The organism is Chryseobacterium salipaludis (genome assembly GCF_022968825.1).
Classification (GTDB): Bacteria; Bacteroidota; Bacteroidia; order Flavobacteriales; family Weeksellaceae; genus Kaistella; species Kaistella salipaludis.
On record NZ_JALHKS010000002.1, the window covers coordinates 477,065 to 501,517 of the forward strand.

General features: G+C 42.6%; 20 protein-coding genes and 1 tRNA gene. 19 read left to right on the forward strand and 2 right to left on the reverse strand.

The window, feature by feature from the left end; translation table 11 throughout:
• Positions 1-67: 67 nt before the first annotated feature.
• Together MVI27_RS04975 and MVI27_RS04980 are read right to left on the reverse strand one after the other, a co-directional pair.
• Positions 68-1,507 (reverse strand): sensor histidine kinase, encoded by a 1,440-nt coding sequence (locus tag MVI27_RS04975; RefSeq protein WP_246959611.1) that lies wholly within the window; start codon positions 1,505-1,507, stop codon positions 68-70.
• A 66-nt stretch (positions 1,508-1,573) separates the two neighbouring features.
• Entirely contained in the window at positions 1,574-2,059 is a 486-nt protein-coding gene (locus MVI27_RS04980) for a DUF2062 domain-containing protein (protein WP_246959613.1), read from the reverse strand.
• Positions 2,060-2,187: 128 nt separating this feature from the next.
• On the opposite strand from MVI27_RS04980, the gene topA reads away from it, so the two are divergent.
• The 19 genes from topA (at position 2,188) to MVI27_RS05075 (ending at position 24,313) form a co-directional block, all read left to right on the forward strand.
• Complete coding sequence (gene topA, locus MVI27_RS04985; RefSeq protein WP_246959615.1) at positions 2,188-4,749, forward strand: type I DNA topoisomerase; 2,562 nt, start codon at positions 2,188-2,190, stop codon at positions 4,747-4,749.
• Between the two features lie 39 nt (positions 4,750-4,788).
• Complete coding sequence (locus tag MVI27_RS04990; protein WP_246959616.1) at positions 4,789-5,862, forward strand: arginase family protein; 1,074 nt, start codon at positions 4,789-4,791, stop codon at positions 5,860-5,862.
• Between the two features lie 189 nt (positions 5,863-6,051).
• Positions 6,052-6,933 carry a type IX secretion system protein PorG gene (gene porG, locus MVI27_RS04995; protein WP_246959618.1) on the forward strand — a complete coding sequence of 294 codons (882 nt, stop codon included), beginning with the start codon at positions 6,052-6,054 and terminating at the stop codon, positions 6,931-6,933.
• A 4-nt stretch (positions 6,934-6,937) separates the two neighbouring features.
• A complete protein-coding gene (gene uppS, locus MVI27_RS05000) occupies positions 6,938-7,687 on the forward strand; it encodes a polyprenyl diphosphate synthase (RefSeq protein ID WP_246959620.1) in 750 nt (249 codons plus the stop codon).
• A gap of 33 nt (positions 7,688-7,720) precedes the next feature.
• Complete coding sequence (locus tag MVI27_RS05005) at positions 7,721-10,255, forward strand: BamA/OMP85 family outer membrane protein (RefSeq protein ID WP_246959622.1); 2,535 nt, start codon at positions 7,721-7,723, stop codon at positions 10,253-10,255.
• A gap of 10 nt (positions 10,256-10,265) precedes the next feature.
• The gene (locus MVI27_RS05010; protein WP_246959624.1) at positions 10,266-10,898 is read left to right on the forward strand and encodes an OmpH/Skp family outer membrane protein; all 633 of its coding nucleotides are present in this window, start codon (positions 10,266-10,268) and stop codon (positions 10,896-10,898) included.
• 39 nt (positions 10,899-10,937) lie between these two features.
• A complete protein-coding gene (locus MVI27_RS05015) occupies positions 10,938-11,435 on the forward strand; it encodes an OmpH/Skp family outer membrane protein (RefSeq protein WP_246959625.1) in 498 nt (165 codons plus the stop codon).
• 61 nt (positions 11,436-11,496) lie between these two features.
• A complete protein-coding gene (locus MVI27_RS05020; protein WP_246959627.1) occupies positions 11,497-11,982 on the forward strand; it encodes an acyl-CoA thioesterase in 486 nt (161 codons plus the stop codon).
• Complete coding sequence (gene rfbD / locus MVI27_RS05025) at positions 11,979-12,848, forward strand: dTDP-4-dehydrorhamnose reductase (RefSeq protein ID WP_246959629.1); 870 nt, start codon at positions 11,979-11,981, stop codon at positions 12,846-12,848. The genes MVI27_RS05020 and rfbD overlap by 4 nt, the downstream gene beginning before the upstream one ends.
• Entirely contained in the window at positions 12,845-13,537 is a 693-nt protein-coding gene (locus tag MVI27_RS05030) for a hypothetical protein (RefSeq protein WP_246959631.1), read from the forward strand. The genes rfbD and MVI27_RS05030 overlap by 4 nt, the downstream gene beginning before the upstream one ends.
• Positions 13,527-14,246, forward strand: a complete 720-nt coding sequence (bshB1, locus tag MVI27_RS05035) for a bacillithiol biosynthesis deacetylase BshB1 (protein ID WP_246959633.1) — start codon at positions 13,527-13,529, stop codon at positions 14,244-14,246. Before MVI27_RS05030 ends, bshB1 begins: the two co-directional genes overlap by 11 nt.
• A gap of 34 nt (positions 14,247-14,280) precedes the next feature.
• Positions 14,281-14,356 (forward strand) — tRNA-His (locus MVI27_RS05040).
• A 373-nt stretch (positions 14,357-14,729) separates the two neighbouring features.
• Positions 14,730-15,761, forward strand: a complete 1,032-nt coding sequence (locus MVI27_RS05045; protein ID WP_246959634.1) for a LysM peptidoglycan-binding domain-containing protein — start codon at positions 14,730-14,732, stop codon at positions 15,759-15,761.
• Positions 15,762-15,764: 3 nt separating this feature from the next.
• Positions 15,765-16,487 carry a DUF4280 domain-containing protein gene (locus MVI27_RS05050; RefSeq protein WP_246959636.1) on the forward strand — a complete coding sequence of 241 codons (723 nt, stop codon included), beginning with the start codon at positions 15,765-15,767 and terminating at the stop codon, positions 16,485-16,487.
• Between the two features lie 15 nt (positions 16,488-16,502).
• Positions 16,503-19,187, forward strand: coding sequence for a hypothetical protein (locus MVI27_RS05055; protein ID WP_246959638.1), 2,685 nt, complete (start codon positions 16,503-16,505; stop codon positions 19,185-19,187).
• Positions 19,184-20,200 carry a hypothetical protein gene (locus tag MVI27_RS05060; RefSeq protein WP_246959640.1) on the forward strand — a complete coding sequence of 339 codons (1,017 nt, stop codon included), beginning with the start codon at positions 19,184-19,186 and terminating at the stop codon, positions 20,198-20,200. The genes MVI27_RS05055 and MVI27_RS05060 overlap by 4 nt, the downstream gene beginning before the upstream one ends.
• Before the next feature lie 353 nt (positions 20,201-20,553).
• Entirely contained in the window at positions 20,554-21,882 is a 1,329-nt protein-coding gene (locus MVI27_RS05065; protein ID WP_246959642.1) for a M15 family metallopeptidase, read from the forward strand.
• A complete protein-coding gene (locus MVI27_RS05070; RefSeq protein ID WP_246959644.1) occupies positions 21,882-22,703 on the forward strand; it encodes a hypothetical protein in 822 nt (273 codons plus the stop codon). The genes MVI27_RS05065 and MVI27_RS05070 overlap by 1 nt, the downstream gene beginning before the upstream one ends.
• A 545-nt stretch (positions 22,704-23,248) precedes the next feature.
• The gene (locus MVI27_RS05075) at positions 23,249-24,313 is read left to right on the forward strand and encodes a hypothetical protein (RefSeq protein WP_246959645.1); all 1,065 of its coding nucleotides are present in this window, start codon (positions 23,249-23,251) and stop codon (positions 24,311-24,313) included.
• The last annotated feature ends 140 nt before the right edge of the window (positions 24,314-24,453 follow it).

Sequence of the window (24,453 nt, forward strand, 5' to 3'; positions counted from 1 at the left end):
ATCAATGCCTTCAACGGGGTTTTGTCCGTTTATTAAGGCTGCGAATATAAGGAATTTTGGTGGAATATCAAGGTGCCGGGAAACGCAGGGATACCTCTGTTCCTGCCGCCTGATGCGGACTTTGCAGATCTGTGTAGCGTATTTCATACCGGTGCGCGCCGAAGTAATTTCGGAGCATTCCTTCCACGATTTCCACGCCCAGGGAGCGACGGCCGGTTTTGCTTTTGGAGGCTTCTTTGCGGCCGATTCCGTTATCGGTAATGCAGATGTGCAGCCAGGCTCCTTTCTGTTCGATTTTCAGAACAATCTTTTTGTCATCCACCGTAGCTACTCCGTGAATAATAGCGTTCTCCACGAAAGGCTGTAAAATTAAAGGAGGCAGTTTAATTTCTTCACAATTAATTTTCGGGTCTATCCTGATCTGAAAGTCCAGTTCTTCCCGGAAGCGAAGGTTTTCTATGTCAACGTATAATTGCAGTGTATCCAGTTCCTGCTGAAGTGTAAATTCCTTCATCGTTGAGGCTACCAGGATAGTACGAATGATTTTTGAGAATTTATTGAGGTACACCACGGCTACTTCCGGATCATTATCCAGAATATAATACTTAATGGAGTTCAATGCATTGAAAACAAAGTGCGGATTCATCTGAGTCTGCAGCAAAGTCAGTTTTAATTCTGAGATTTCCTGCTCAATGCGGATCTTTTCATTTTCCAGTTTCAGCCTTTTTTCATTTTCGCGGTTCATTTCTTCATTCAGCAGCTGATTTTTGCGGAGTTGGGCAATGAAACTGCGGTTCGCCAGTACTTTCTTGTGATAATTAATTCTCTGCTTATGACCCAACGCAAAAGAGAAAGCAATGTTCTCTATAAACAATCCCAGAAAATAAATAAAATCTCCCATCTTCCGGGACATATTAATAAAGGGCAGTTCGCGGATAAAGCGCTGACCAATGATGGAGCAGAAAAAAAGAATCAGCCCGCCGGTGATAATGTAGTACTTCAGCTTGTTGGGCAGTTTAAAGAGGAACACCAGCGAAATGACCGTTTGAATGGTGATCAGGAAGACGAACGCCGTATGGAACCACCGGAAAAAAGTATCATCATGGAAGAAGACCAGAATCAGATAAGCAATGGTTGCCAGCGACAGCAATACCCCTACCGGCACCGTAGTAATATAATACCAGCGCGGTTTAAATTTTTTAATATTAAGAAAGTACGAAAAGAAGAAAAAGTAAATACAGTTGAAAACAATCGTGAAATAAATTTTCTCGATATAACCTATGTTCAGATTATCTGCCAGATCGTGCAGAAAGCCGTCCTGGGTAACCGGAATGTATGCCAGAAAAGAAAAAAAGGTATAGCCGCTGTACAGAAGATAAGACCGGTCCCGGTTCTGAAAATACATCGCCAGATGGAAGGTTGCCAGCAGCAGCAAACCGCCCAGCACTGCATAGAGCAGGCTGCCATACGTATCGCGCTCCATAATAAGCGGTAGACCTGCCAGCATAAATCATCATTTGGTGTTAAAACAAATGTACAGATTTTTTTAAATAAGAAACTGACGCAGTGGGAATTATTTGCCTGAACCCGTGCGGAAGATTTGCAGCACACCGTACGTCAGCAATCCGAAAACAAATGCGCCGGCGGTGGCCAGGATCATGCTGCCGATTACATATTGCAGCACGTTTTCCTGTATAAATTCAAAGCTGAAACCGTCAGGTTCTGCGGCCGGCGTTTCGGACACAAACGGAGCACCTACCGCCATCGCACTGAACACAACCAAAGGAATCAGCGGCGGCAGGGTAAGCTGCGAAGCCATAAAAGTGAGCAGTTTATTGGTCTTGAAATAAACGGACAGCGTAATGGCCAGGAAACTGTGAAATCCCCAGAAAGGTGAGAGCGAAATAAAAATGCCGAGTGCTACTGATTTCGCCTTTGTGCTGTTGCTGCCCTCACTTTCCAGGATGTTTTCTTTCAGGAAACGCCGAAACCCTTTCTGCCGGAAATACCGGTAGAAAACCTGATAATTTTTAAACGCTTTCTGGAAAAGCTTTTTCACGGCGGCGAAATAGAGGACAAAGTTAGGCGATTTCAGTTTTTTCAGAAATTAAACAAGCAAAAACAGCGCAAATAAGGCAGCTTTAAGGACATTAAAAAAAAACGGCTACTTTTGCAAAAAAGTTCAGGATGCCTAAAAATCTCGTCATTGTAGAATCACCGGCCAAGGCCAAAACCATTCAGAAATATCTGGGCAAAGACTTCGAAGTGAAGTCTAGCTTCGGGCATATTCGGGACCTGCCCAAAAAAGGAATGGGGATTGACCTGGAGACTTTTACGCCTGATTATGAGGTGTCTCCTGATAAAAAGAAGCTGGTTACAGAACTGAAGGCTGCGGTGAAAAAAGCGGAAACCGTGTGGCTTGCTTCCGATGAAGACCGCGAAGGGGAAGCCATCGCCTGGCACCTGGCACAGGAACTTAAATTAGATACCGAAAAAACGCGCCGGATTGTTTTTCATGAGATTACCAAAAATGCCATCCTGAAAGCCATTGAAAATCCGCGGACCATTGATCAGAACCTGGTGAATGCCCAGCAGGCCCGCCGCGTACTGGACCGGATTGTAGGATTTGAAATGTCGCCGGTGTTGTGGAAAAAAGTGAAAACAGGCCTTTCTGCCGGTCGGGTGCAATCGGTGGCGGTTCGCCTGGTTGTGGAACGTGAACTGGAGATCCGGAATTTTCAGCCTAAATCTTCATTTCGCCTGGATGGTCTTTTCCTGAATGATAAGAAACAGGAGATTGCCGCCCGCCTGAAAAAAGACTTTAATGAAGAAGCAGAGGCGGAACAGTTCCTGAATCAGTGCAGCAGTACGGACTTTGAGGTACTGAACGTAGAAACCCGGCCGGGCACACGCTCGCCGTCGGCTCCATTTACCACCTCCACGATGCAGCAGGAAGCCAGCAATCGCCTGGGATATGGCGTAACGGCCACCATGCGTGTAGCCCAAAGGCTGTATGAGGAAGGGTATATTACGTATATGAGAACTGACTCGGTAAATCTTTCTCAGGAAGCGATTAACGGTGCGAAAAACCAGATTCTTTCCGAGTTCGGCGAAGCTTACAGCAATCCCAGAAAATATACTACGAAATCTTCCTCTGCACAGGAAGCGCACGAGGCCATCCGCCCGACCGATTTCAGTGTTAAAAGTATCGGCGATGCACAGTTGAACAAATTATATCAGCTGATATATAAAAGGACACTTGCTTCGCAAATGACAAATGCCCGCATTGAAAAAACTGTTATTGAAATTGGTGATAACAAACTGAACCCACATTTTGAAGCGCAGGGCGAAGTTATTGTGTTCGATGGTTTCCTGAAAGCCTACGGCGTGGTGAAAACCGAAGACGAGGATGAGGATAACAACGAAAAACTGCTGCCGAAAGTAACGGTGGGCGAAAAGCTGGACTACCGGAAGATAACCGCCAGCGAGAAATTCTCGCGTCCGCCGGCACGGTACACGGAAGCCGGTCTGGTGAAAAAACTCGAAGAACTCGGCATCGGGCGCCCGTCTACTTATGCACCAACCATCCAGACGATTCAAAACCGTGAATATGTCGATAAGCGCGAGATCACGGCACAGGAACGCGAGGTGATGAAAATGGTGCTGCAGAAAAAAGAACTTAAAAAGGAAGTGCTGACGGAGAAGTACGGCGCCGATAAAAATAAATTTGTACCGACGGATATCGGTGAGGTGGTCAATGAGTTCCTGACCGAAAACTTTGCGGAAATTCTGGATTACGGATTCACGGCTAAAGTGGAGCAGGATTTTGACCACATTGCCAGCGGTGATGAAAAATGGAAGCAGGTGCTGCAGGGATTCTATAATGAATTTCATCCGCGGATTGCCGATGTGGAAGAGAATGCAGACCGCGCGACCGGCGAACGGATTTTGGGCAAAGACCCCAAGACCGGTAAAAATGTGCTGACGCGTATCGGCCGTTTCGGGCCAATGGTCCAGATTGGTGAGCAGGACGACGAAGAGAAACCTGTATTTGCCAGCCTGATGCCCAACCAGAATATCGCCACGATTACGCTGGAAGAAGCTTTGGAACTGTTTAAAATTCCGTTTGACCTGCAGGAAGTAGAAGGAAAAACTGTGACGGTGGGTGTCGGGCGGTTTGGGCCGTATGTGAAATGGGGCGAAACATTCATCAGTCTTGCGAAAGGCGAAGATCCGCTGTCTGTAGATCAGGAGCGCGCGGAAGAAATTATCCGTGAGAAAAAGATTGCGGATGCGCCGGTGGCTACCTTCAAAGGTGAACCTGTCACCAAGGGAACCGGTCGTTTCGGACCTTTTATTAAATATCAGTCGCTGTTCATTAATGTTCCTAAAAAGTATGATTTCAATAATCTGTCCCAAAGCGATATTAATGAACTGATCGAAGCAAAGCTCGAAAAAGAAGCGAATCGCTATATCCGGCAGTGGGAAGATGAGAAGATTTCCATTGAGAATGGCCGATGGGGTCCTTTCATTAAATTTGGTAAAAAGATGTTTAAAATTCCTAAAACCAAATCTGATGAAAAATATACTGCCGAGCAACTGGCTGATGTTTCATTGGAAGAAGTAAAGAAATGGATTACGGCGCAGGATAAAGACGCTTTTAAAACCAAAGCCAAAAAAGCACCTGCTAAAAAAGCACCAGCAAAAAAAACAACAACCGCGAAAAAAGCGGCGCCGAAAAAGAAATAATTTAAGCGTTATTTCAATACGAAATGTACTCTGAAACCAATGGATCTTACTGATATTTTACAATCGCCTGCTATCCCAAAGGTCGCCGACTGGCAATTGGGGAATCTGTTGCTGAAAGAGGTGCAACCCGGCACGGCCGTACTTATTTTCTGCTCGGATTATCGTGGGACAGAAGAGGGTATAGCGCTGAAGGCAGATTACCGCGCGGTGCGCGAACAGCTGTATCAATTATCAGGTTTGGATTTTCAGGTGCCGATTGTGGACCTTGGGAATCTGATTTCCGGCAGGACGTGGGCGGATACGCAGTATGTGTTAGCGGAGCTGATCGCTTTTTGCTACGCACGTCATTCTTTGCCGGTAATTATCGGAGGAAGTGCTGCGTTGGCCTATCCGCTGTTTCAGGCGTTGAATGGTGGGCAGCAGGCCCTGAGCTATACCCAGATTGCCGGCACCATTTCCCTGGAAAACGAAGGCGAAGAACTGGATGACAAAAATTTCCTTTCGCGGATTTTAAGTGATAAAACGTTAATGCTGAAGCATTACCATCATCTGGCCTATCAGAAACACCTGAACCCGGCGGACTCTGTTCAACTTTTGCGACAGGTAGATTGTGATGTGGTGCGGCTGGCAGACATGATGGGCAGCACCGAACGGGTGGAGCCGTTTTTCCGGCACGCCGATATCGTTACGGTAGATTGCAACGCGGTCGAAAGCACAGAAGGGGCCTTTTCCACAAAGCCTCAGGTCAACGGCCTGAACCGCCGTGAAATTTGTGCCTACATGAAAGAAGCAGGGTTAAGCCAACAGCTGAAAGCCATAGGCATCTATAATTATAATGCGGCCTCAGAAAACCTGCTGCACCATCAGCTCTTGGCGCAGATGATCTGGCATTTCCTGGAGGGGCACAATATCCGCGTGACGCATCCGGCGGAAACGGCGTATGAAACTTATTGGGTTATGATTGGCGACACCAATTATGCTTTTCTGCGCGACTCTTTCCGCGACCTGTGGTATTTTGAAAACCCGGCCACACCGGCAGAACTGGTGTCGTGCGCACATTCCGATTACCTTCAGGCCCAGCGCGGACAGCTGAACCCGAGGTTGCTGAAATGACACAGCTTGTCATCAGCAAAATACACATAAATTATCTCGTGATTCTTTAACGGTAAAATCATGCAGATCAGCGGTAGATTTACGTTTCTGTTGTATTATATTGTGTCTTTTTAACTTTATATTATGACAGTTGTTCGATTAAAATTGTATTATATTTGCACACTATTTCATAAGAATACTTTGTTCTGCATGCAGAAAAATAAATTTTGGACCTATCTATTCGTGTTTCTATTCGGGTTTACCTTCGGGCAGCGCCATGAAGTTGGGCTACAATTGGGCGCCAGCAATCTGGTGGGTGATATAGGCAGAACAAATTACCTTTTCCAGAAGCCCTTTGGAGACACATCTAACTTTGGAATTCCCTTTTACGGAGGTGTTTTATATCGAATGAATTTTAACCCTTACCAAACACTTCGCTTTAATTTGGGTTATAGTCATGTCCAATTTGCGGATGGTGGTGCCAAGGAAGAATACCGCCGCAACCGGAAACTGTGGGGAACCAACAGTATTATGGAAGTCGATGCTTTGTTTGAATATAATTTCTTTCCGGTGAATGATGAGCAGACCGGCATGCTGAGTCCTTATGTCTTCGGCGGGCTGGGTGCCATGATTGCCAGCACTCCGCAACTGATTGTGGAAAATGATTTCCGGCGGGTGAATAACGTCGCGCAGGCGCCACTGACACCGGATGATTTTGAAACCAACATTCGTTATCAGTCGGGGAAGCAGATGGCAATAGCCGTTCCTTTCGGTGTCGGTTTGAAATATAAATTTAATTATAACTGGGCGCTCTTCGGAGAGTTTATGTTCCGCCCGACCTTTTCAGATTCCATTGACTACAGTGTAATCGATGACAAAAATGTGAAGGTTTCTTATAATAAAGATATTACTGTGGACGGAAAAAATAAATCCGTCCTCCAGGAAAGTCCGTATCGCGAGGTAGCAGAAGCCCGCACCGCCGATATCCTGAAACAGCGGCAAATCGGCAATACAAATTCCAAAGATTGGGTAAACTCCATTACCTTGGGACTTAGTTATTCATTTGGCCGCCAACCTTGTTATTGCAATTAATAGAATGCAGTCTATCAAAGAAAATCTCCAGCTTGACCTTTTACCACAGCACGTAGCCATTATTATGGATGGAAACGGGCGGTGGGCAAAATCCCGCGGACGCGAAAGAACGTTCGGGCATCGCCATGCGATTCAGGCTGTGCGCAATGCCGTCAATGCCTGTAATGAAATCGGCATTCCATACCTTACCTTATATACCTTCTCGTCCGAAAACTGGAACCGGCCCGATGATGAGGTGAATACCCTGATGAGCCTGATCTCCGAAACTCTGCTGCTGGAAGCTGAAGATATTTTCAGCAAAGGACTCCGCATGCACGTGATCGGTGATATGCAGAAACTTCCGCCGTTGGTGCGCGAACAACTGGGACAACTCGTCGAGATTACCAAAAACAATACTCGCGGAAACCTGGTGCTTGCCTTAAGCTATGGCTCACAGCATGAAATTCTGAGCGCCGTAAAACAAATCGGTGCCAAACTGAAGAGTGGTGAACTGCAGGAAGAAGATGTTACGGAAAAAATCTTTGAAGAGCATTTATATACCCGCGATTTTCCGCCGGTGGATTTGCTGATCCGGACCAGTGGCGAAGTGCGACTGAGTAATTTCCTGCTGTGGCAGCTGGCGTATGCCGAACTCCAGTTTCTGGATATTCTGTGGCCGGACTTCGGGAAAGAGGATTTCTTCCAGTGTATTTATAACTATCAGAATAAAGAGCGGCGCTTCGGGAAAATCAGCGAACAGCTCGGGGAATCCTAAATTAATATTAAAAGAATAGTACCAAGATAAAAGATGAAGTTTAAATTCTTACCCATTATTATGTTTGTGGCCTCGGCGCATTTTTATGGCCAGGTAACGCCCGAACAGCCTCAGGAAAATACGTCCGTTGTCATGCAAAGCGGAAACGGCACCTACATCCTGAAAGATATCGTCATCGATGGGGTAAAAAAATACTCACCTGCGCAAATCCTGCGTTTCACCGGACTTAGCAAAAATGAACCGCTGGAAATTCCGGGTCAGAAAATCAGCAACGCCATCAAAAAACTTTGGGACCAGCAGGCTTTCTCAGAGGTGGCAGTTTATGTTCAGAGCATTGAAGGTGATCAGGTTGTGCTGCGTTTCAATCTGGAAGACCTGAAAGAACTCGGTGAGGTGAAATTTACCGGGAAAGGAATTGGGAAGTCTAAAAATGAAAAGCTGGCCAAGGATAATAACCTGAAGCCGGGTACCAAGATCACACAGAATCTTGTTTCCACGCTGAAGCATAATATTCCGCAGGAATATATTAAAAAAGGATATGCTGATGCGAAAATCACCATTGAAGATAAGGTAAATGCTGCCGATCCTGAAATGGTGGATTGGGTGATCAATGTGGATAAAGGCAAGCGGATAAAAATCAGCCACATTGAATTTGAAGGAAATGAAAGTGTGTCCGACCGCAAATTGCGCAAGAAAGGATTTAAAGACACAAAACAAAAAAGGTTTGGTATCGGTGGAATCCTGAAACCGTCTAAATTTATTCCTGAAAAATACGAAGCAGATAAGAATAATCTCATTGATTACTACCGTTCGCTTGGTTTCCGCGATGCGAAAATCGTTTCCGATTCCGTGTGGAGAAATCAGAAGAATAATTACGAAATTAATGTAAAACTTAGCGAAGGAAAACAATACTATATCGGTGATATTACCTTCCTGGGGAACACTGCATATCCAACCGATTTCCTGCAGAAAAGATTAGGCTACAAAACCGGCGATATTTATGACGCAGTAGGTTTCAACAAAAAAGTGGGTGAAGATGGCGGAAAAGATGATGACTCCGATCTGAAATCTCTGTACATGAACAGCGGATATTTATTCTCGAACGTGATCCCGATTGAAAAATCCGTGCAGGGAGATTCCATCAACCTGGAAATCCGTATTCATGAAGGGGAAAAAGCAACCTGGAACCGCGTGACCTGGAGCGGGAACACCACCACTCATGACCACGTGATCCTGCGCTCGCTGCGTACGAAACCGGGCAATCTTTTCGCGAAATCAGATATTAAACGAACGTACTTCGATCTGGCCGGGATGCAGTTTTTTGATCCGCAACAGTTGGGTCAGCAGGTAAACCCGAATCCACAGGATAACACGGTGGACATTCACTGGACGCTCGTTGAGAAAGGTTCCTCACAGGTGCAGTTACAGGCAGGCTACGGTGGTGGCTCGTTTATCGGAACGCTGGGCCTTACTTTCAATAACTTCTCGCTGAAAAACTTCCTGAGGTTCAAAGACTTTAAACCGGTTCCGCAAGGAGACGGGCAAACGCTTTCAATCCAGGCGCAGGCCGGGCAGTTCTTCCAGAATTACGGGATTTCCTTCACGGAGCCGTGGTTATTCGGAACACGTCCAACGGCGTTGTCGGTTGGGGTTAACCAGCAATTGGTGCGTTACCGCGATCAGTTCGGCCTTTCCCAGAAACTGAATATCTTCTCCGCCAGTGCCGGACTGAACCGGCTGCTGAGATGGCCGGATGATTACTTCTCACTGTACACCGGGATTCAGTTTCAGAGCTACGATTTCGAAAACTATCCGTTCCAGTTTGGGAACACGACCGAATATTACGGTTCTGCGAAAAACTTTAGCTTTAATGTAGGTTTAAGCCGTAACTCCGCAGGCCTGGATCCCATCTTCCCGACCATGGGTTCCAACGTGGAAGCTTCAGTGAAATTCACGCCGCCTTATTCACTCTTCAGCGATAAGGATTATTCCACCATGGACCAAATGGATAAGTATAAATGGCTGGAATTCTATAAAGTAAAATTAAAAGCTGACGTTTACAACACCGTGGTCGGCAAGCTGGTTCTCCGCAGTACTGCCGAAATGGGCTTCCTGAACGGATATAATAAAGAACTGGGCGCACCACCGTTTGAGCGTTTCTACGTGGGAGGAACCGGAATGTTCGGTGGACGATATGATGGCCGTGAACTGGTACCGTTAAGAGGATATGAAAACGCATCTTCCACCGGTGGAATGCTGGAGGATATCACGCCATACGGAGGAGCTACGATTTATAACAGATTTGCGCTGGAAATGCGTTATCCTATTTCAATGAACCAGACGGCGAAGATTTATGCCTTATCTTTCGTTGAAGGCGGGAATGCATATCAGTCTTTCGGATCCTATAATCCTTTCCAGCTGAAGCGTTCGGCAGGTGTAGGTGTGCGTGTGTACATGGGTGCGTTCGGACTTATCGGATTTGACTTTGCGTATGGATTTGATAAAACAGTGATGGGCACGGAACCGGCCGGATGGCAGACTCACTTCCTGATGAACCAGTCTCTATAATTTAATTACTATGAAAAAGATTCAGTTTTTCTTTTTAATGTTGCTCGCTTCCCTTTCGCTGTCTGCGCAGAAGATCGGGGTGGTGGACACGGATTATATCCTGAATAAAATGCCGCAGTACAAAGAAGCAGAAGCGCGGCTGAACAATCAGATCACCGGCTGGCAGAATGAAATCCAAGCCTTGCAGAGTGAATACGATAAAAAGAAAAGCACACTGGAAAATGAACGCGTTCTGCTGGTAGGCGATCAGCTGAAACAACGTGAAAAGGAAGTAGATGATCTGGATAAAAGAATCAAGGCCATGCTCAATAACCGCTTCGGAACCCTGGGCGAGGTAAACAATGCACGCTCCAACCTGACGAAGCCTTTTCAGGATCAGATCTGGAATGCAATCCGCACAGTCTCAGAGAAGAACAGCTTGGGCATTATTCTTGATAAAAGCAACAATATTAGTGTGATTTTCCTCGATAAACGCTATGATTATACAGATAAAGTCTTAGATTTGCTGCTGAAGAACGCACCCGCCCGAACCGGAGCTGCTGCTGAAAACCAACAGATTCGCGATGATAAGATGCGGATTATGCAGGCAGAACAAGGAAAAGGTAATGCACAGCAGTCGCAGCAAAGCAGACGGAAAAAGTAAAATAACCAAAACAATTATTAAAACAACCCTATTTCAATTATGAAAAAATTAAGTGTAGTATTCGCAGCAGTGATGATGTTTTTTGCGGCAGGAATTGTAAGCGCGCAGAAAGTGGCATCAATGGATTATGAAGCTGTATTGGCTGCAATGCCCGAAACTAAAAAAATGACCACAGACCTGGATACCTTTACCAAAACGAAAAGTGATGAACTGAATAAGCAAGGGGAAGCCTTCCAGAAAGAAGTTCAGCAATATCAGCAAGTTGATGGACCAAAAATGACTGAAGCCCAAAGAACTGCCAAAGAAGCAGAACTGCAGAAAAAACAACAAAATCTGCAACAGCTGCAGGCCATGGCGCAGAACGATCTGGCACAACGCAGAGATAACGCGGTGAAGCCGATCGTAGATAAACTGAACAAGGCTGTCGAAAAAGTAGCAAAAGCAAACGGTTTCGATTTCATTATCGATTCTACTGCGCTGATCTATAAGAACGGTCCCGATGCAACTCCACTGGTTCGCAAAGAACTGGGTCTGTAATCAAAAACAGTTTTAAACCCAAAACCATCCTGATCCGGGATGGTTTTTTTAATTTTGTCCTATGCAGAAAGAATTATCCAGCCAGATGCGGATTCGCTTTAGTGACTGCGATCCCATTGGCCACCTGAATAATGTGAAATATCTGGAGTATATGCTGAATGCCCGCGAAGATCATGTGGAAAGCGGCTATGGCTTTACTTATGAAGAATACACCCGGCAGACCGGTTGCACCTGGATTACCATCCAGAATGAAATAGCATATTTAAAAGAAGTTCGCTATAACGCTAAAGTAATAGTAACCAGCAAAACCATTGAAATTGGTGATCGCGTGTCAAAAGTGGAATTATTAATGAAAAGTGAAGACGGGCAGACAGTGTACTGCATTCTGTGGTTAACCGTTATTTACTTTAACATGAAAACCCGCCGCTCGCAGGCGCACCCGCCCGAAACAAAAGCGCTGTTTGAGAAATTCCTCGAAGAAGTCCCGGAGAAACAGTTCAGCGAGCGCGTCGCTTATTTCCGTAAACAAAACAAAACCGCTGTATGAAAACGATTTTAGTAACCGGTGCCAACGGACAACTGGGCAAATGCCTGCAGAAATTTGTGCCGCAATTTGAGCGAAGGTATAAGTTTCACTTTGCAGGTTCTGATGAAGTGGACATCACCAATCCGGACTCGATAGAAGAAATATGGCAGGAAATCCGTCCGCAATACTGCATCAATGCTGCAGCTTATACCGCAGTAGATCTTGCCGAGGAAGAGCAGGAAAAAGCCTTTGCGGTGAATGCCGGCGGCGTTGCCAACCTGGCAGAAATCTGCCGGAAGTATCGTACCACCCTTATTCACGTGTCAACAGACTACGTGTTCAATGGTGAGTCTGAAATCTCGTACAGTGAAGATAATTTCACCGATCCGCAATCGGTGTATGGTGCCAGCAAACGCGCGGGCGAAGAAGCAGCTTTGGAAATCCAGCCGCAGACCATTATCCTACGAACTTCCTGGCTTTATTCCGCTTTTAATAAAAACTTCGTGAAGTCCATGCTGCATCTTTTCTCCGTTAAAGATGAATTGGGTATTGTGGCAGATCAGTACGGCCAGCCGACCAATGCGAATGACCTGGCGGAAGTCATTATGGAAATCATCGGCAGCGAAAGAAAAACATACGGTATTTTCCATTTTTCCAACAGCAGCGAAACGACCTGGTTTGAATTTGCTACAGCCATTGCAAGGTTATCGGGATCTAACATTAATATTAAACCAATTACAACGGCTGACTATCCCACGGCTGCGAAGCGCCCGCGCAGAAGTACGATGGCTTTAGATAAAATTGAAGACGCATACGGAATCCAGCCACGCCATTGGGAATATGCGCTGCAAGACTGTCTCGAAGAACTAAAAGCGGCCGAAGCATGATACGCCTGTTTTCTTTCCTGATATGCCTCATCAGTAGCTTTGCCGCTGCGCAGTCAGTTGCGCTGCTTTCGGTGAAAAAGATGCATGAAAACAAGGATACCTTCCTGTATCGCATCAGTCCTGAAAAAGCGGATCAGGCTCAATATCTTGCCGAATTGGAAGTACGCGGAATTCCCAGTGACGAAGCGGCACTCTTCAGAATGTTTTATAAGGAGGCGAAAACAACCGGTGCCAATTCCTACACGCTTGCACCCAATCTGAGAGAAAAAAAAGCTGATTCCGCAGTGGATCCAATGCAGTATCGTGTGCATTTATATTATACCGATCCGGCGGTTTTAAACAAAGAATATAACACGGCTTACGTACTCAATCCTCTGAACAAGGAACAGCGCTTTTCACTCGATGGGAAAGTAATCCATTTGCCGGCAAAATCTTATGTGCGGATTCCCTTAACCGAAAAAATAACTACTTTATCCACCCGGAAATTCCTGGGAGCTTCTGTGAAACTAAAAGCGCAGCCCATGCAGGAGGCACTGTATTTCCAACTTAAAGGTTTTTCAGTTACCACAGGAAACGAGCCGGGCCTGAATTTCTCTTCGTCAGACTTTATCCGGCTGGAAACCTCCTACGCGCAGTTTTTAACGCTGACGTATTCTCAAATTTCAAATTCTCAACCTCATGAAAACTGATATTCTGGCGATTGGCGCCCATCCCGATGATGTGGAATTAGGCTGTGGCGGAACCATTGCTAAAATGGTGGCCGCCGGCAAAATAGTAGCGATTGTGGACCTGACCCGTGGTGAACTCGGTACCCGTGGCACTGACATTACCCGTGCTGCCGAAGCAGCCGAGGCCGCGAAAATTTTGGGCGTTGCGGCCCGCGAAAATCTGGGTATGAAAGATGGCTTTCTGCAGCCGTCGGAAGAATATCACCTGCGTATTGTACGGATGATTCGCAAATACCAACCGGAAATCGTTTTGACCAACACGCGCGATGACCGTCACCCGGATCATGCAAAAGCGGCCAAGCTGGTTTCCGATGCATGCTTTCTGTCGGGTTTAATTAAGATCGAAACACAGGACGACGGTCATCCGCAACAAGCGTGGCGCCCGAAACAGATTTTTAATTTTATCCAATGGAAAAATGTAACACCTGAGTTTGTTATCGATATTACTGACTACCTCGATAAAAAGATGGAAGCCTGTATGGCCTACACAACCCAGTTTTATAATCCCGAATCCAAAGAACCTGTAACGCCTATTGCAACCAAGGACTTCCTGGAAAGCCTGACATATCGCGCGCAGGATCTCGGTCGCTTGTCCGGCGTAACGTATGCGGAAGGGTTCACCTCCGAAAAATTACTGGCCCTCGAAAATTTCGATGGAATTATTTTGTAATATCGCCAAAAGTGCTATATTTGCAATCCTAAACGGTGATTGTAGCTCAGTTGGTTAGAGCGTCGGATTGTGGTTCCGAAGGTCGTGGGTTCGAGACCCATCATTCACCCAGTAAACGCACAAACTTTGGTTTGTGCGTTTTTTGTTTACTCAAAATTTGAGCAGTTTTCTTTTTGTGATAAAGACTAAATTCAAAGTCTTTTTTTAGGCTCAATGCAAATTCAAATTTTCTTTCGTTGCGACGTTATTTAATAGTGGTACTTCATATTTGTCCAAGTCATACGGATCAGTGTTTTATGTACTTTATCGTTAATTTTTAAGATAAAATATTTTAGAAAATATCCATTTATTAAGTTTAAAAAGCTGTTTTTAACTATTTGTCCATAAATATTCTTTTACAAAGTAAAATAAATATTTTTCATTCTGATATTTTATTAACTTTACGATAAATCATTTGTTGTTTTGAATATTTAATTCATGGCTATGAGCGATGAAATCACGATCTATACGGTACAACCGGATGAAACTTTAATCTCCATCGCGCAACGTTATGAAATGACGGAGCCGGAATTGCGCAACTTCCACAACCAGCATTGTCATAAAGTCGGTTTGTTGTGGTTCAGCGGATTTGTGGGAATTCAAAAAATTGTCGTTCCCAACAATTACAAAAGTCCGTCAGAAACAGCACGCGAATATAAGCACGCACTGCCGCCGGCGGAGTTCACTGCCGGATTTTATGGCCGGCAGTACAACGTTACCGAATCCTTTGAAAGTGCCGTTGAAAACACACTACACGTCGATTATACTTTGAAGATCCAACTTGAAGAAAATAAAAGCGGGGCAGATGTTCAGTGGGTTGCTTTAGTACAATGTTTCGATTTTTTAAAAGAGGGTAGTAAACCCGACGATAAAATGAGCGAAATTTCATTGGCCTGTTCAGAAGCAATTGCACCGCTGTCCTTTGTGCTTAATAAAAATGGGCAAATGGTACAAATAGCACAGTTTGTAGCACTTTCTGAAAAATTCAAGCAAAGACGCGCTGAGCTGGAAGATTTTTTCGTGGGTGAAATTTTCAGTAAGTATCTCGATAAATTTGAGGATTGTTTATTGGATCAAGTCTATTTCGAAAAGCAGTTGTTTTCTACCCTTCTGTACCAGGTTCTCTTTTTCGGGGCAAGTGCTTTTCATCGCTCGCCTTCCTGGCAACAGCCGTTTCATTTAGTGAAAAATTCTTTTCCGCTGCTTTGTCGTTTTAAGCGGACCGTCGAACTTTTGAATGATCAGGAAGTCCAGACTGTTTTTTCCGGTGAAAGTACAGAAGAAGTCAGTCTTCAGTCATTACTCACGGGTCGTCGAACGGAGGAAGTTCCCCAGGAAGTACTGACCGGCTTCATTGAGCTAAAATATATCACCCACAGAACCACGAAGCAGTTGCTGACAGCAGAGGCGGAACTTAGCTTATTTGACGGAGAAGAGTTGTACCGGAAGCAGAAAATAAAATTAACAAAAATGTAAGTGATGGAATCTCTAAAACAAGGCGAACTCGTGCCGGGAAGTTTCCCACCAGTTCACAGAAGTAATGTCCGGGATCAGGATCCGGATGAAAGCATCAGCGATTACAGTGATGAAACGCGCGATGAGGGAGTTGATACCATGGACGATGCTGAGGAAACTGAATCTGCAACTGAGCTGGCTTCTTCCGAAGATCGCGCGGAAGAGAAGGAAACAGAAGAAAGTGAAAGTTCATCCGGAGCGCATGACGGTAAATATTTCGTTGTACAGAATGGAACTTGCCAGTGCAATCAAGGTTTTAAGTTCCCTAAATTCAAAGTCACAAGCCATCAGAAACATTACTGGAACGACGCGGAAGGCCAGGCAGATTATTTGGCCGTTACTGAAGACGACCTGACCTTGGATCCCCCCGCTGCGCCGTTCAGGCAATGCAAACTAAAACCCAGCTCCGGCGGCTATTTGCCCTGTACGTATGCACCTGCCGGCAAGTGGCAGAAGCCCTACGAGAAAGTAAAAGTAATGGGCAAAAGCTGTTTGACGGAAATCTCAGAACTGCAGTGCGCGGTAGGCGGAAAGATTACGATTTTCAAACATGGCCAGCAGAGCGAGGCGGGGAGGGGGAATGTAGCAAAGGCAAAGGCAAAAGAGCAGGCAATTTATAATCCGGTAATGGATTTTGAGGAGTTTCAGGAGGAGATGGAAGATGATTATTCTGCCGATTACCATTAATTTAAATGATCGAAGATGATAGCGGGTACACAGAATCCAATTGTTGGAAAAGATGAATTCTATCAATTCACAGATGCGCGAGATATCTTTAATACTGCTAACGCTACCTTTGTATGGTATATCTGGAAAAAGCAGAAAAGCGGCAAATGGATTAATATTACAGGAGAAACTCCCAAAATGGGCCAAAAGGTATCATATAATTTTGGGCAGAAAGTAGTAGGAGCCGAATTTAAACTGCAGGTTTATAAGGCAACAAAGAAAGTATTGTCTCAAGAGTTCCAGGCAAAACTCGCCGATGAGATAGTCGTAGTTCCGTCCAGCAGCCATGTGCCGAAGATTACTAAAGTAGTATTGTTTAACCGCGGTGCCAAGGATCCGAACAAAGCCAGTTACCGTGATACATTGGTAGCCAGAGCGTATTGCGTCGCCATGTTTAATCAGGAAGTTGAGTTTCATCTGTGGGAAGATGATGCTCCCGGCGGAGGTCACCATTCTACCATCAATAAAAATAATCAGTTGCCTCAGGCTTTTAAGGCGAGGGTAAATGAAAAAGGGATTGCAGAAGTGAACATATCACTGCTGTCAAACGCTGCAGTTTTAAAAGCAATCGCCAACAAATACATGATGCACGGTGACAAAAACGAAGGTGCTAACCACGAGTATTATGTAACAGCAAGTTATGCAGGCAAAATTCAGAAGGCCAGCCAGGTTAACGTGGATGTCGCAAATCCAGATTATAAAATAAAACCAAAAGAGAATTCTCCTAAGTTTCCTGCTACCTCGGTCAGTAAGACCAAAACGCAAGCAGACCCCAAAGGAGAAGTTACGAATGCTTATTTTGTAAATGATAAGAATGAGAAACTTTCACGAGTCGCAGTAGGCCATCATGTAAAAGTTTTGATTAAATCAAAAAATCTCGTGGGCAAATATATACAGTATGTGGTATGGGAGCAAGATATCGGATGGCCGGATGAAATCTTCCGAAGCGGCAAAATTAAAATTCCGGGTGATCTTTGCGTTACAGGAGGTTTTCCGATTACTGAAAAACTTTTCAAAAAAGGGATCGATTCACCTTTTTCCGATTCTGATTCCAAAAAACAAGACTATTTTCTGGAAATCATTGTTTTAGATTCTACCGCAGAATCTAAGAAGTTTGGACTGGATGACAAAGCGGGACAGCCGATGGAAGTGGTGAGGAGTGCGGCGAAGGTGGAAAATATAAAAGAGGAAAAGAAAAGTACTTCTTGTATTTGTCAAGAACAATACAAAGACTTAGTTTGGGGAGGAAAAGTGAGCTGCGAGTTTAGGAAAAAAGTTGTTCAGATATGTGCTGAATTATGGGGAGAAGGTAGAAAAATGGAGATGGCAAATGGGCTGATGGCGGTAATAAAGGTAGAAACATGGGGGAGTTTTAAGGCACACCATAGAGAAGGCTATAAATCAGCAAATGATATTCCCGAGGATTTGACTATAAGCAGTTTTCACAAGGAAAGCGGTACTAAATCATCTCGAGCAGTTGGGTTAATTCAGTTTACACAAGACGCGTTAGAAGCGATGAATGAGTTTCCAAAATCAACTCCAGCAACAAAAGGTACGCAACCAAGGTATGATGCTCTAAACAGGTTGAAATTAGGTTATGCTCAAATGGGGGAAATAAGACAACTTGATAAAGTTAAAAAATACTTTGAACCTGCTAAAGCTAAAATTAAAACACCGGAAGACATCTATTTACATGTTTTCGCTCCCGAAGGAGTTGGGAAAAATGATAATTACTTGTTGTACGCAAAGGGAACTGATAAGTATGAAAATAACAAAAGTGTAGATCGAAATAATGATGGAATACAAAGGAAAGAGATTCTGAAAAGATATTATGACAGTAAAAATCAAGGTGAAGACTACAAGGCAAGTAAATTTTCATGTGGAATAATCTTTAACAATAACAATACTGAAACAACTGGTATTGTTACTTTTCATATTTATTATACCGGGATAATCGAAAAACATATTCCGAAGCAAATAAAAGTAGGATATGAGAAAAAATATAAATATGTCTTTCATGATAAAGAAAATATAGAACATGAAATATGTGTTGCCGAATGGCATCTAACCACACGAAAATTGCCAAGCAGAAAAAAGGTTTACTCAAAACCAACTCATTCTAAAATTATTAGCGACAAAAATGTCACTGAAGGCCAAACCAGGAGACGGGTAATCTATGAAAATGGAGATATCGCAGAATATGGTTCAAATAATGGAGATACATTTTGGAGGTTATATGAATCAACCTCAGCACAGAATGAGCTTGTAAAAATGCCAGACTCTGTAAATTATGTTAGTTATTCGTTTTCTGGCACCCAACGAAAATATACGGGACCAAGTTATTTTGCTGGATTTTTAGGTGCATTAGCAGTTTCGGGGTTAACCATAAAAACTACTGGTTCTTGTTTTAGAGAAGGCTCTTGTTTTCCAAGCCAATTTCACGTTAATGGTGAAAGCGTCGACACTATTTACTTTTGGAGTCTAGAAAAAGATCAGAAATTTATTGATGCTATGAAGTTTTTTCACTTCGGAGAGAGAAAAGCAGGCAATAATCAATATTTTAAAAAATTAAAAAATGTGAGTGATGGAGGAGATTTGCACGACAATCATTTGCATTGTGGCAATTTTGATGAATCAAAAATTAAATTTATAAAAGAATGAAAATTGAATGTTGTATTTTGCTGGTTTTAATGACATTTTCCGTTTTGGCATGTCAGAAGAAACACAATATTGGAATCCAAACGGAGGAACGACCATTTCACTTCAGAGAAATTGGGAGTAAAGAATTGATCATAACAAATTTTCCGCAAAAGTGGCGCGTGCATCCTTATCAAGATTCCTTTCCCGTAAGTAAATCTGATAAGAACAATGAATCTCGTTTAAATACGCTCGATTATTTTGATAATATCAAAGGTAAGGCGGTAAAAAATAGTGTTTATAGTTCTCTGATTGAGGAAAGAAGAGTTAGGCTTGATTCTACTTTTGTGGTGGATTCTATTTCTAATAAAAATCACTCTTTCGTTTATTTAAAATCATACAAAACTATTGAAGATGCTGATTACGACTTCCCTCCCACAGTGCATCAAATAGACATGCTTATATTTGAAAATAACCGATTTAATAACAGGCTAAATATTTATACTAAGAAAAGCTATCCTTTTGCTATCGACTTAAAAATCGGATATTTTGATCGCGACGGGAATCTTTTTACAAAAGAATTTAAAACAGATGAAGAATATACGAAGTTTGTAAAAGAAGAGCATATGAAGTTATCAAATGATGGTGTCATAACGAAGCAGGGTAGCAGAATATTTGAAGAAAAAAAAGAAAATAGCGTTAAACAAAGAGCAGCAGAAGTGTCCGATATCGTCGGGACATACAAAATTTATACACCTGCAATCAGTAATTCTACCGGAAAGGAAATTTCTTTAGGATATTTCATTACTATCAAATCGCTGACTAAAGCAATAGTAAGCATTGATGCAAAATATTCTGAAGATTATGGCTGTGAAGGCGATTATAACCTGACACAGGAAAATGGCATTCTACACGGCAGAGGCATTTGTGATCAGGATGACGTGGACGATTTTTATATTAAGAAAGAAAATAATCAACTCTTCATCAAAAGCAAGCGCTTTCTCAATCAGGATTGGCAGCAACTCACTAAAGACTAACAGTAAGTCAAATTAGTTTTCGTTAAAGAACTGCAATACTTTGGTGCCTAACCAAACCATCTCTCTTCCACAAAAAAATTCCGGCCTGCTTTCAGCAAACCGGATTTCGTTTTATTTTAAATTTCGTCGTCAGACTCCAGCGTGTAGGAGCGGGCGCGGAAATCTTTGTCGTGCTTTTCAGAGATTACATCTTCGCGCTTCTGGATAATAATAAATTTGGTGACTGACAAAAATCAACCTACACCTTACGAATATGGGAGCATGATAATATTGGGGACCATGATCTTCTGTATAATAACACCCATATCTTTAAAAATGACCTGCAGCGGGCACTCATCACTTTAACAGGCAATATGCAGAAAATAGGAGAAATAGGAAACAATCCTAAAAAGCTTGACAGTGGAGAGTATTTGACAGGAAATTATCAGGAGATTTTTGCGGAGGTGATATTTGAAAAGGTGTCAGCGAAATCTGCGGTTATTGATGTGGGAATCATGGAGGAGCCGAAGAAGGAAGTGAGCGGGAAATCGCCTGCAATTAAAAAGGGAACAGATATTCCGAAAAACAACAACACTTGCACTTGCAAAGAAAAAAACTTAGTATGGGGCGATAAAATCGGCTGCAGTGAAAGGTTAAAGGTAATTCAAGTTTCAAAAAACCTAGGCGTTGACCCAAATTGGTTAATGACTGTAATTGCCTTGGAAACCGCTGAAACATTTGATCCTTCGACTGATAATCAGGTTGGATACGTTGGATTAATTCAGTTTGGTAAAGATGCATCAGGTGATTTGGGGGTTAGTCAAAGCGAATTAGTTGCAATGAATTTTATTGAGCAGATGAATTATGTTGAGAAATTTCTGCAACATAATAAATCTAAATATAATACATTAACTGACTTATATCTCGGAGTTCTATATCCTTCAGCATCAGGACATGGAAGTGAAAGGGATTATATTATTTTAGAAGGAAAAGCCTATCAAAACAATCCATTGTTTTTTAAAGAAAAAGGTGAGTGGGAATACGCAACAAAAGTCAATAAAAAAGGGAAACAAATTAAATTTAAGAAAGCGGTGGATCCAAATGGCAAAACATATGTGTGGGAAGTTGCGATGGTAGCACAAGAAATTTACACAAAGGGTCTTGGAATAAGAGAAGAAAAGTTTACTTGCCAAAATTCTGAGCAGTCGAAAAACCAACCAACGAAGGTAGGAGAATGTTTAGAGACTTGGGACACTGCTACAAACAATAGAATTGAGAAGTTACATCCAAAAATCAGGTGTGCTGTTAAAAACTTTATTAATCAAGTAGAAAGTGAGATGGGCATAAAATTAAGGGTTATACAAGGGTTACGAACGTATGCTGAACAGAACGCCCTCTACGCACAAGGTAGAACGACAGCGGGAAGTATAGTAACAAAAGCCAAAGGTGGCCAGAGCAACCATAATTTTGGTCTAGCCATTGATGTAGCCGAAATAAAAAATGGGAAAATTGATTGGAGTGAACAAGAAAAAATTCTTCCAAAAATAGCGCCAATAGGTAAGAAGTGGGGATTCTCGTGGGGAGGTGATTGGAAAAGTATTATTGATAAGCCTCATTTCGAAATGACTTTCGGAAAATCTTTGTCAGAACTTAGAAAAGCATATGAGGACAACGGAAAGGATCACACAAAAATTCCATTATAATGAAAAACTATAAAATAGCACTTTCAATACTATCGCTGTGCATCATCTCGCACTGTAAACAGAATGCAGGGAAATCCGCAGTCAGTAGAAAAGTCGATCGTAATTATAAAGACAAAAATCCAGAACTACTGGCAATTAGGGATACGACCCTATTCATTAACTCCAGCGAGGGCGAGGATGTAAAACTATTATTTAACATAAAAAGCAAAGACTCTGTTATTTATAGCGTAGTATATGGGGAAATGGGCAAATCCACCTATGAATTTGTTTTTAACAAAATACTCAAGCAAGCGTCATGTGTCACGTATAGGTATGAAGAGCCAATATCAGTTAATGCTGATCCCACAGTTTATAGCGAAAAAAAGGAAGATTTAGCTACGTCTGCCGAATCTATAAAAAGACTCACCGCTCTTTTCCAAAGCTATCACAAAATATTCAATGCCGCTCTGGAACCAAAATCAAAAATGCAAGTAGATTCAAATTGGAATGGCAAATACACTTTAATGTTAAACAGTAACGATGATGATTGGCGAAACATTAAAGAAATTAATCTCACGATCACTTCGGATTCTGTAACCTATTTAGCCAAAGGATATCAGCTCTATCAATATTTTAATCTTTCGGCGGAGGAGAAAGATGGATATCTATTTTTAAATTATCAGAATGCAATGGACGATACTGATAGTTGGGCCTTAGAAAAAACCGTAGATTTTGGAACACTAACTCCAAAAAAGGTGGGTTACACTTGGTCTTCACCATATTTAAACACTTATTTTAATGATGGAAAAAAAGTGGACTATTTAATTAATAAAGCAAAATAATGTTCTGTCATCAATTTTCGAACTGATAAGAAAAGAATATTTAACAGATTTCCAACAAGCCATGTTACAAAATCATTCAGAAAGAAAAATGCTCATATATGCCAAAATACTGAGCAAATGTGAAGATACAAACAGTGTTTTATTCATATTTAGAATTAAGCCAAAGATTACCTGAAGAAATTGATAATACGCGAATTCGCTCAAATAGGTTGTTAGTATGCTGCAAATTTTTACTACCTTGTACAAACAGTGCCAAATAAGAAATAGTTAAGAAAAGCATCCGGTAAATGAACATCGTATTAATATTTTTGCTGGAATTAGTACAGGTCAAGATTTAACTGTTAATGATGAAGAAGCGTTCCTAATTAACGATGAAGTCACGAGTATATTGATACGGCTCAGCTGGCAAAAATCATCATAAAATTAGATTATTCTGAAGATATGAATGTTCACATTGGTTATATTGCCGCTAGCAACCTGATGGTTAAATTAATAATGTGCTGTCAACGTCTTTAAAAAGAAGTTGGTTTGCGAATTCAGATAATATGAGAATATCAGCACTTATACTAACCACTCTTGGCCTCCTCTCCTGCGCAGAAAAACAGGAAGTTGCCGCTCAGAAAACAGAGAAAATCTACAGTTTCGATTACACCAAGGATCCAATCGATGAAGCTGTAAAAATCGATACCTTCCTGACCAACCAGGATTTTGAGCTTGAACAATACTTGCAAAATATTTCCAGACAAGACTATTTAGCTGATTCCTTGCAGTATAAAAACAGCGTTACACAGCGCAGTACCGATTTCAGGAATAATGTCGTACACACATCGTATGGCAATATAAAATTCACCCCGCATACCGACAATACCTCTGATGCTTCCATTAAGTATTCCTATGCTGGGTATGCCGAACCGATCAGCACGCATCTTCTCAATGTAGCGTTATATGAAGGCGAACGAACATTATTGGTGAGTGACGATCGTTATAAATGTACCATTATTTCAGGTTTTCCATTTTTTTCGCCAGACAAAAAATATTTTTTGACCTTTAAAGATAATGAAGGAATGTCATCTCAGCTTTCGATTTACCGTATTGACAAACAAAATTTCAAACATTTCAAAACGTTATGGTCTGAAAACAGTATAGTTGAGTATGCAATTTGGGATAAGAAAGGAGCCATTGTTCTTAAACTTCGAAGTATTGACACAGGCGATTACTTATACGCAAAAGTACCAAATGCTTCATTGGCTTCTGCGTCGAAACGTACACCAGCGCATAAGCAAAGTGAAGCTGGTCCCCATTGGAATGGTCTGTACACTATTACTGCTAAAGCATTGAGCAACTATGATAAAACAGAAATTGATCTTCTTTATACAATTTCAATCACTTCCCAAGAATCCGCGATTCTAAGCATTGGTGCAGAGCACGCGCAAGACTACGCATGCGAAGGTGAGTATTACTTAACTGTGGAAGATAATGTTCTGCACGGGACCGGCAAATGCGACGATGACGATACCAATGACTTCTACATAAAACTCGAAAAGGGAAAATACTTCATCAAAAGCAAACGTTTTCTCAATCAGGATTGGCAGCAACTCACGAAAGATTAGCAGTAAGTCAAATTAGTGTTCGTTAAAAGAACTGCAATACTTTGGTGCCTAACCAAACCATCTCTCTTCCACAAAAAAATCCGGCCTGCCTTCAGCAAACCGGATTTCGTTTTATTTTAAATTTCGTCGTCGGACTCCAG

Coding starts and splice junctions, on each gene's coding strand:
- MVI27_RS04975 (WP_246959611.1), bottom strand. CDS start 1,507: ATGCTGGCAGGTCTACCGCTTATTATGGAGCGCGATACGTATGGCAGC.
- topA (WP_246959615.1), top strand. CDS start 2,188: ATGCCTAAAAATCTCGTCATTGTAGAATCACCGGCCAAGGCCAAAACC.
- MVI27_RS04990 (WP_246959616.1), top strand. CDS start 4,789: ATGGATCTTACTGATATTTTACAATCGCCTGCTATCCCAAAGGTCGCC.
- porG (WP_246959618.1), top strand. CDS start 6,052: ATGCAGAAAAATAAATTTTGGACCTATCTATTCGTGTTTCTATTCGGG.
- uppS (WP_246959620.1), top strand. CDS start 6,938: ATGCAGTCTATCAAAGAAAATCTCCAGCTTGACCTTTTACCACAGCAC.
- MVI27_RS05005 (WP_246959622.1), top strand. CDS start 7,721: ATGAAGTTTAAATTCTTACCCATTATTATGTTTGTGGCCTCGGCGCAT.
- MVI27_RS05010 (WP_246959624.1), top strand. CDS start 10,266: ATGAAAAAGATTCAGTTTTTCTTTTTAATGTTGCTCGCTTCCCTTTCG.
- MVI27_RS05015 (WP_246959625.1), top strand. CDS start 10,938: ATGAAAAAATTAAGTGTAGTATTCGCAGCAGTGATGATGTTTTTTGCG.
- MVI27_RS05020 (WP_246959627.1), top strand. CDS start 11,497: ATGCAGAAAGAATTATCCAGCCAGATGCGGATTCGCTTTAGTGACTGC.
- rfbD (WP_246959629.1), top strand. CDS start 11,979: ATGAAAACGATTTTAGTAACCGGTGCCAACGGACAACTGGGCAAATGC.
- MVI27_RS05030 (WP_246959631.1), top strand. CDS start 12,845: ATGATACGCCTGTTTTCTTTCCTGATATGCCTCATCAGTAGCTTTGCC.
- bshB1 (WP_246959633.1), top strand. CDS start 13,527: ATGAAAACTGATATTCTGGCGATTGGCGCCCATCCCGATGATGTGGAA.
- MVI27_RS05045 (WP_246959634.1), top strand. CDS start 14,730: ATGAGCGATGAAATCACGATCTATACGGTACAACCGGATGAAACTTTA.
- MVI27_RS05050 (WP_246959636.1), top strand. CDS start 15,765: ATGGAATCTCTAAAACAAGGCGAACTCGTGCCGGGAAGTTTCCCACCA.
- MVI27_RS05055 (WP_246959638.1), top strand. CDS start 16,503: ATGATAGCGGGTACACAGAATCCAATTGTTGGAAAAGATGAATTCTAT.
- MVI27_RS05060 (WP_246959640.1), top strand. CDS start 19,184: ATGAAAATTGAATGTTGTATTTTGCTGGTTTTAATGACATTTTCCGTT.
- MVI27_RS05065 (WP_246959642.1), top strand. CDS start 20,554: ATGCAGAAAATAGGAGAAATAGGAAACAATCCTAAAAAGCTTGACAGT.
- MVI27_RS05070 (WP_246959644.1), top strand. CDS start 21,882: ATGAAAAACTATAAAATAGCACTTTCAATACTATCGCTGTGCATCATC.
- MVI27_RS05075 (WP_246959645.1), top strand. CDS start 23,249: ATGAGAATATCAGCACTTATACTAACCACTCTTGGCCTCCTCTCCTGC.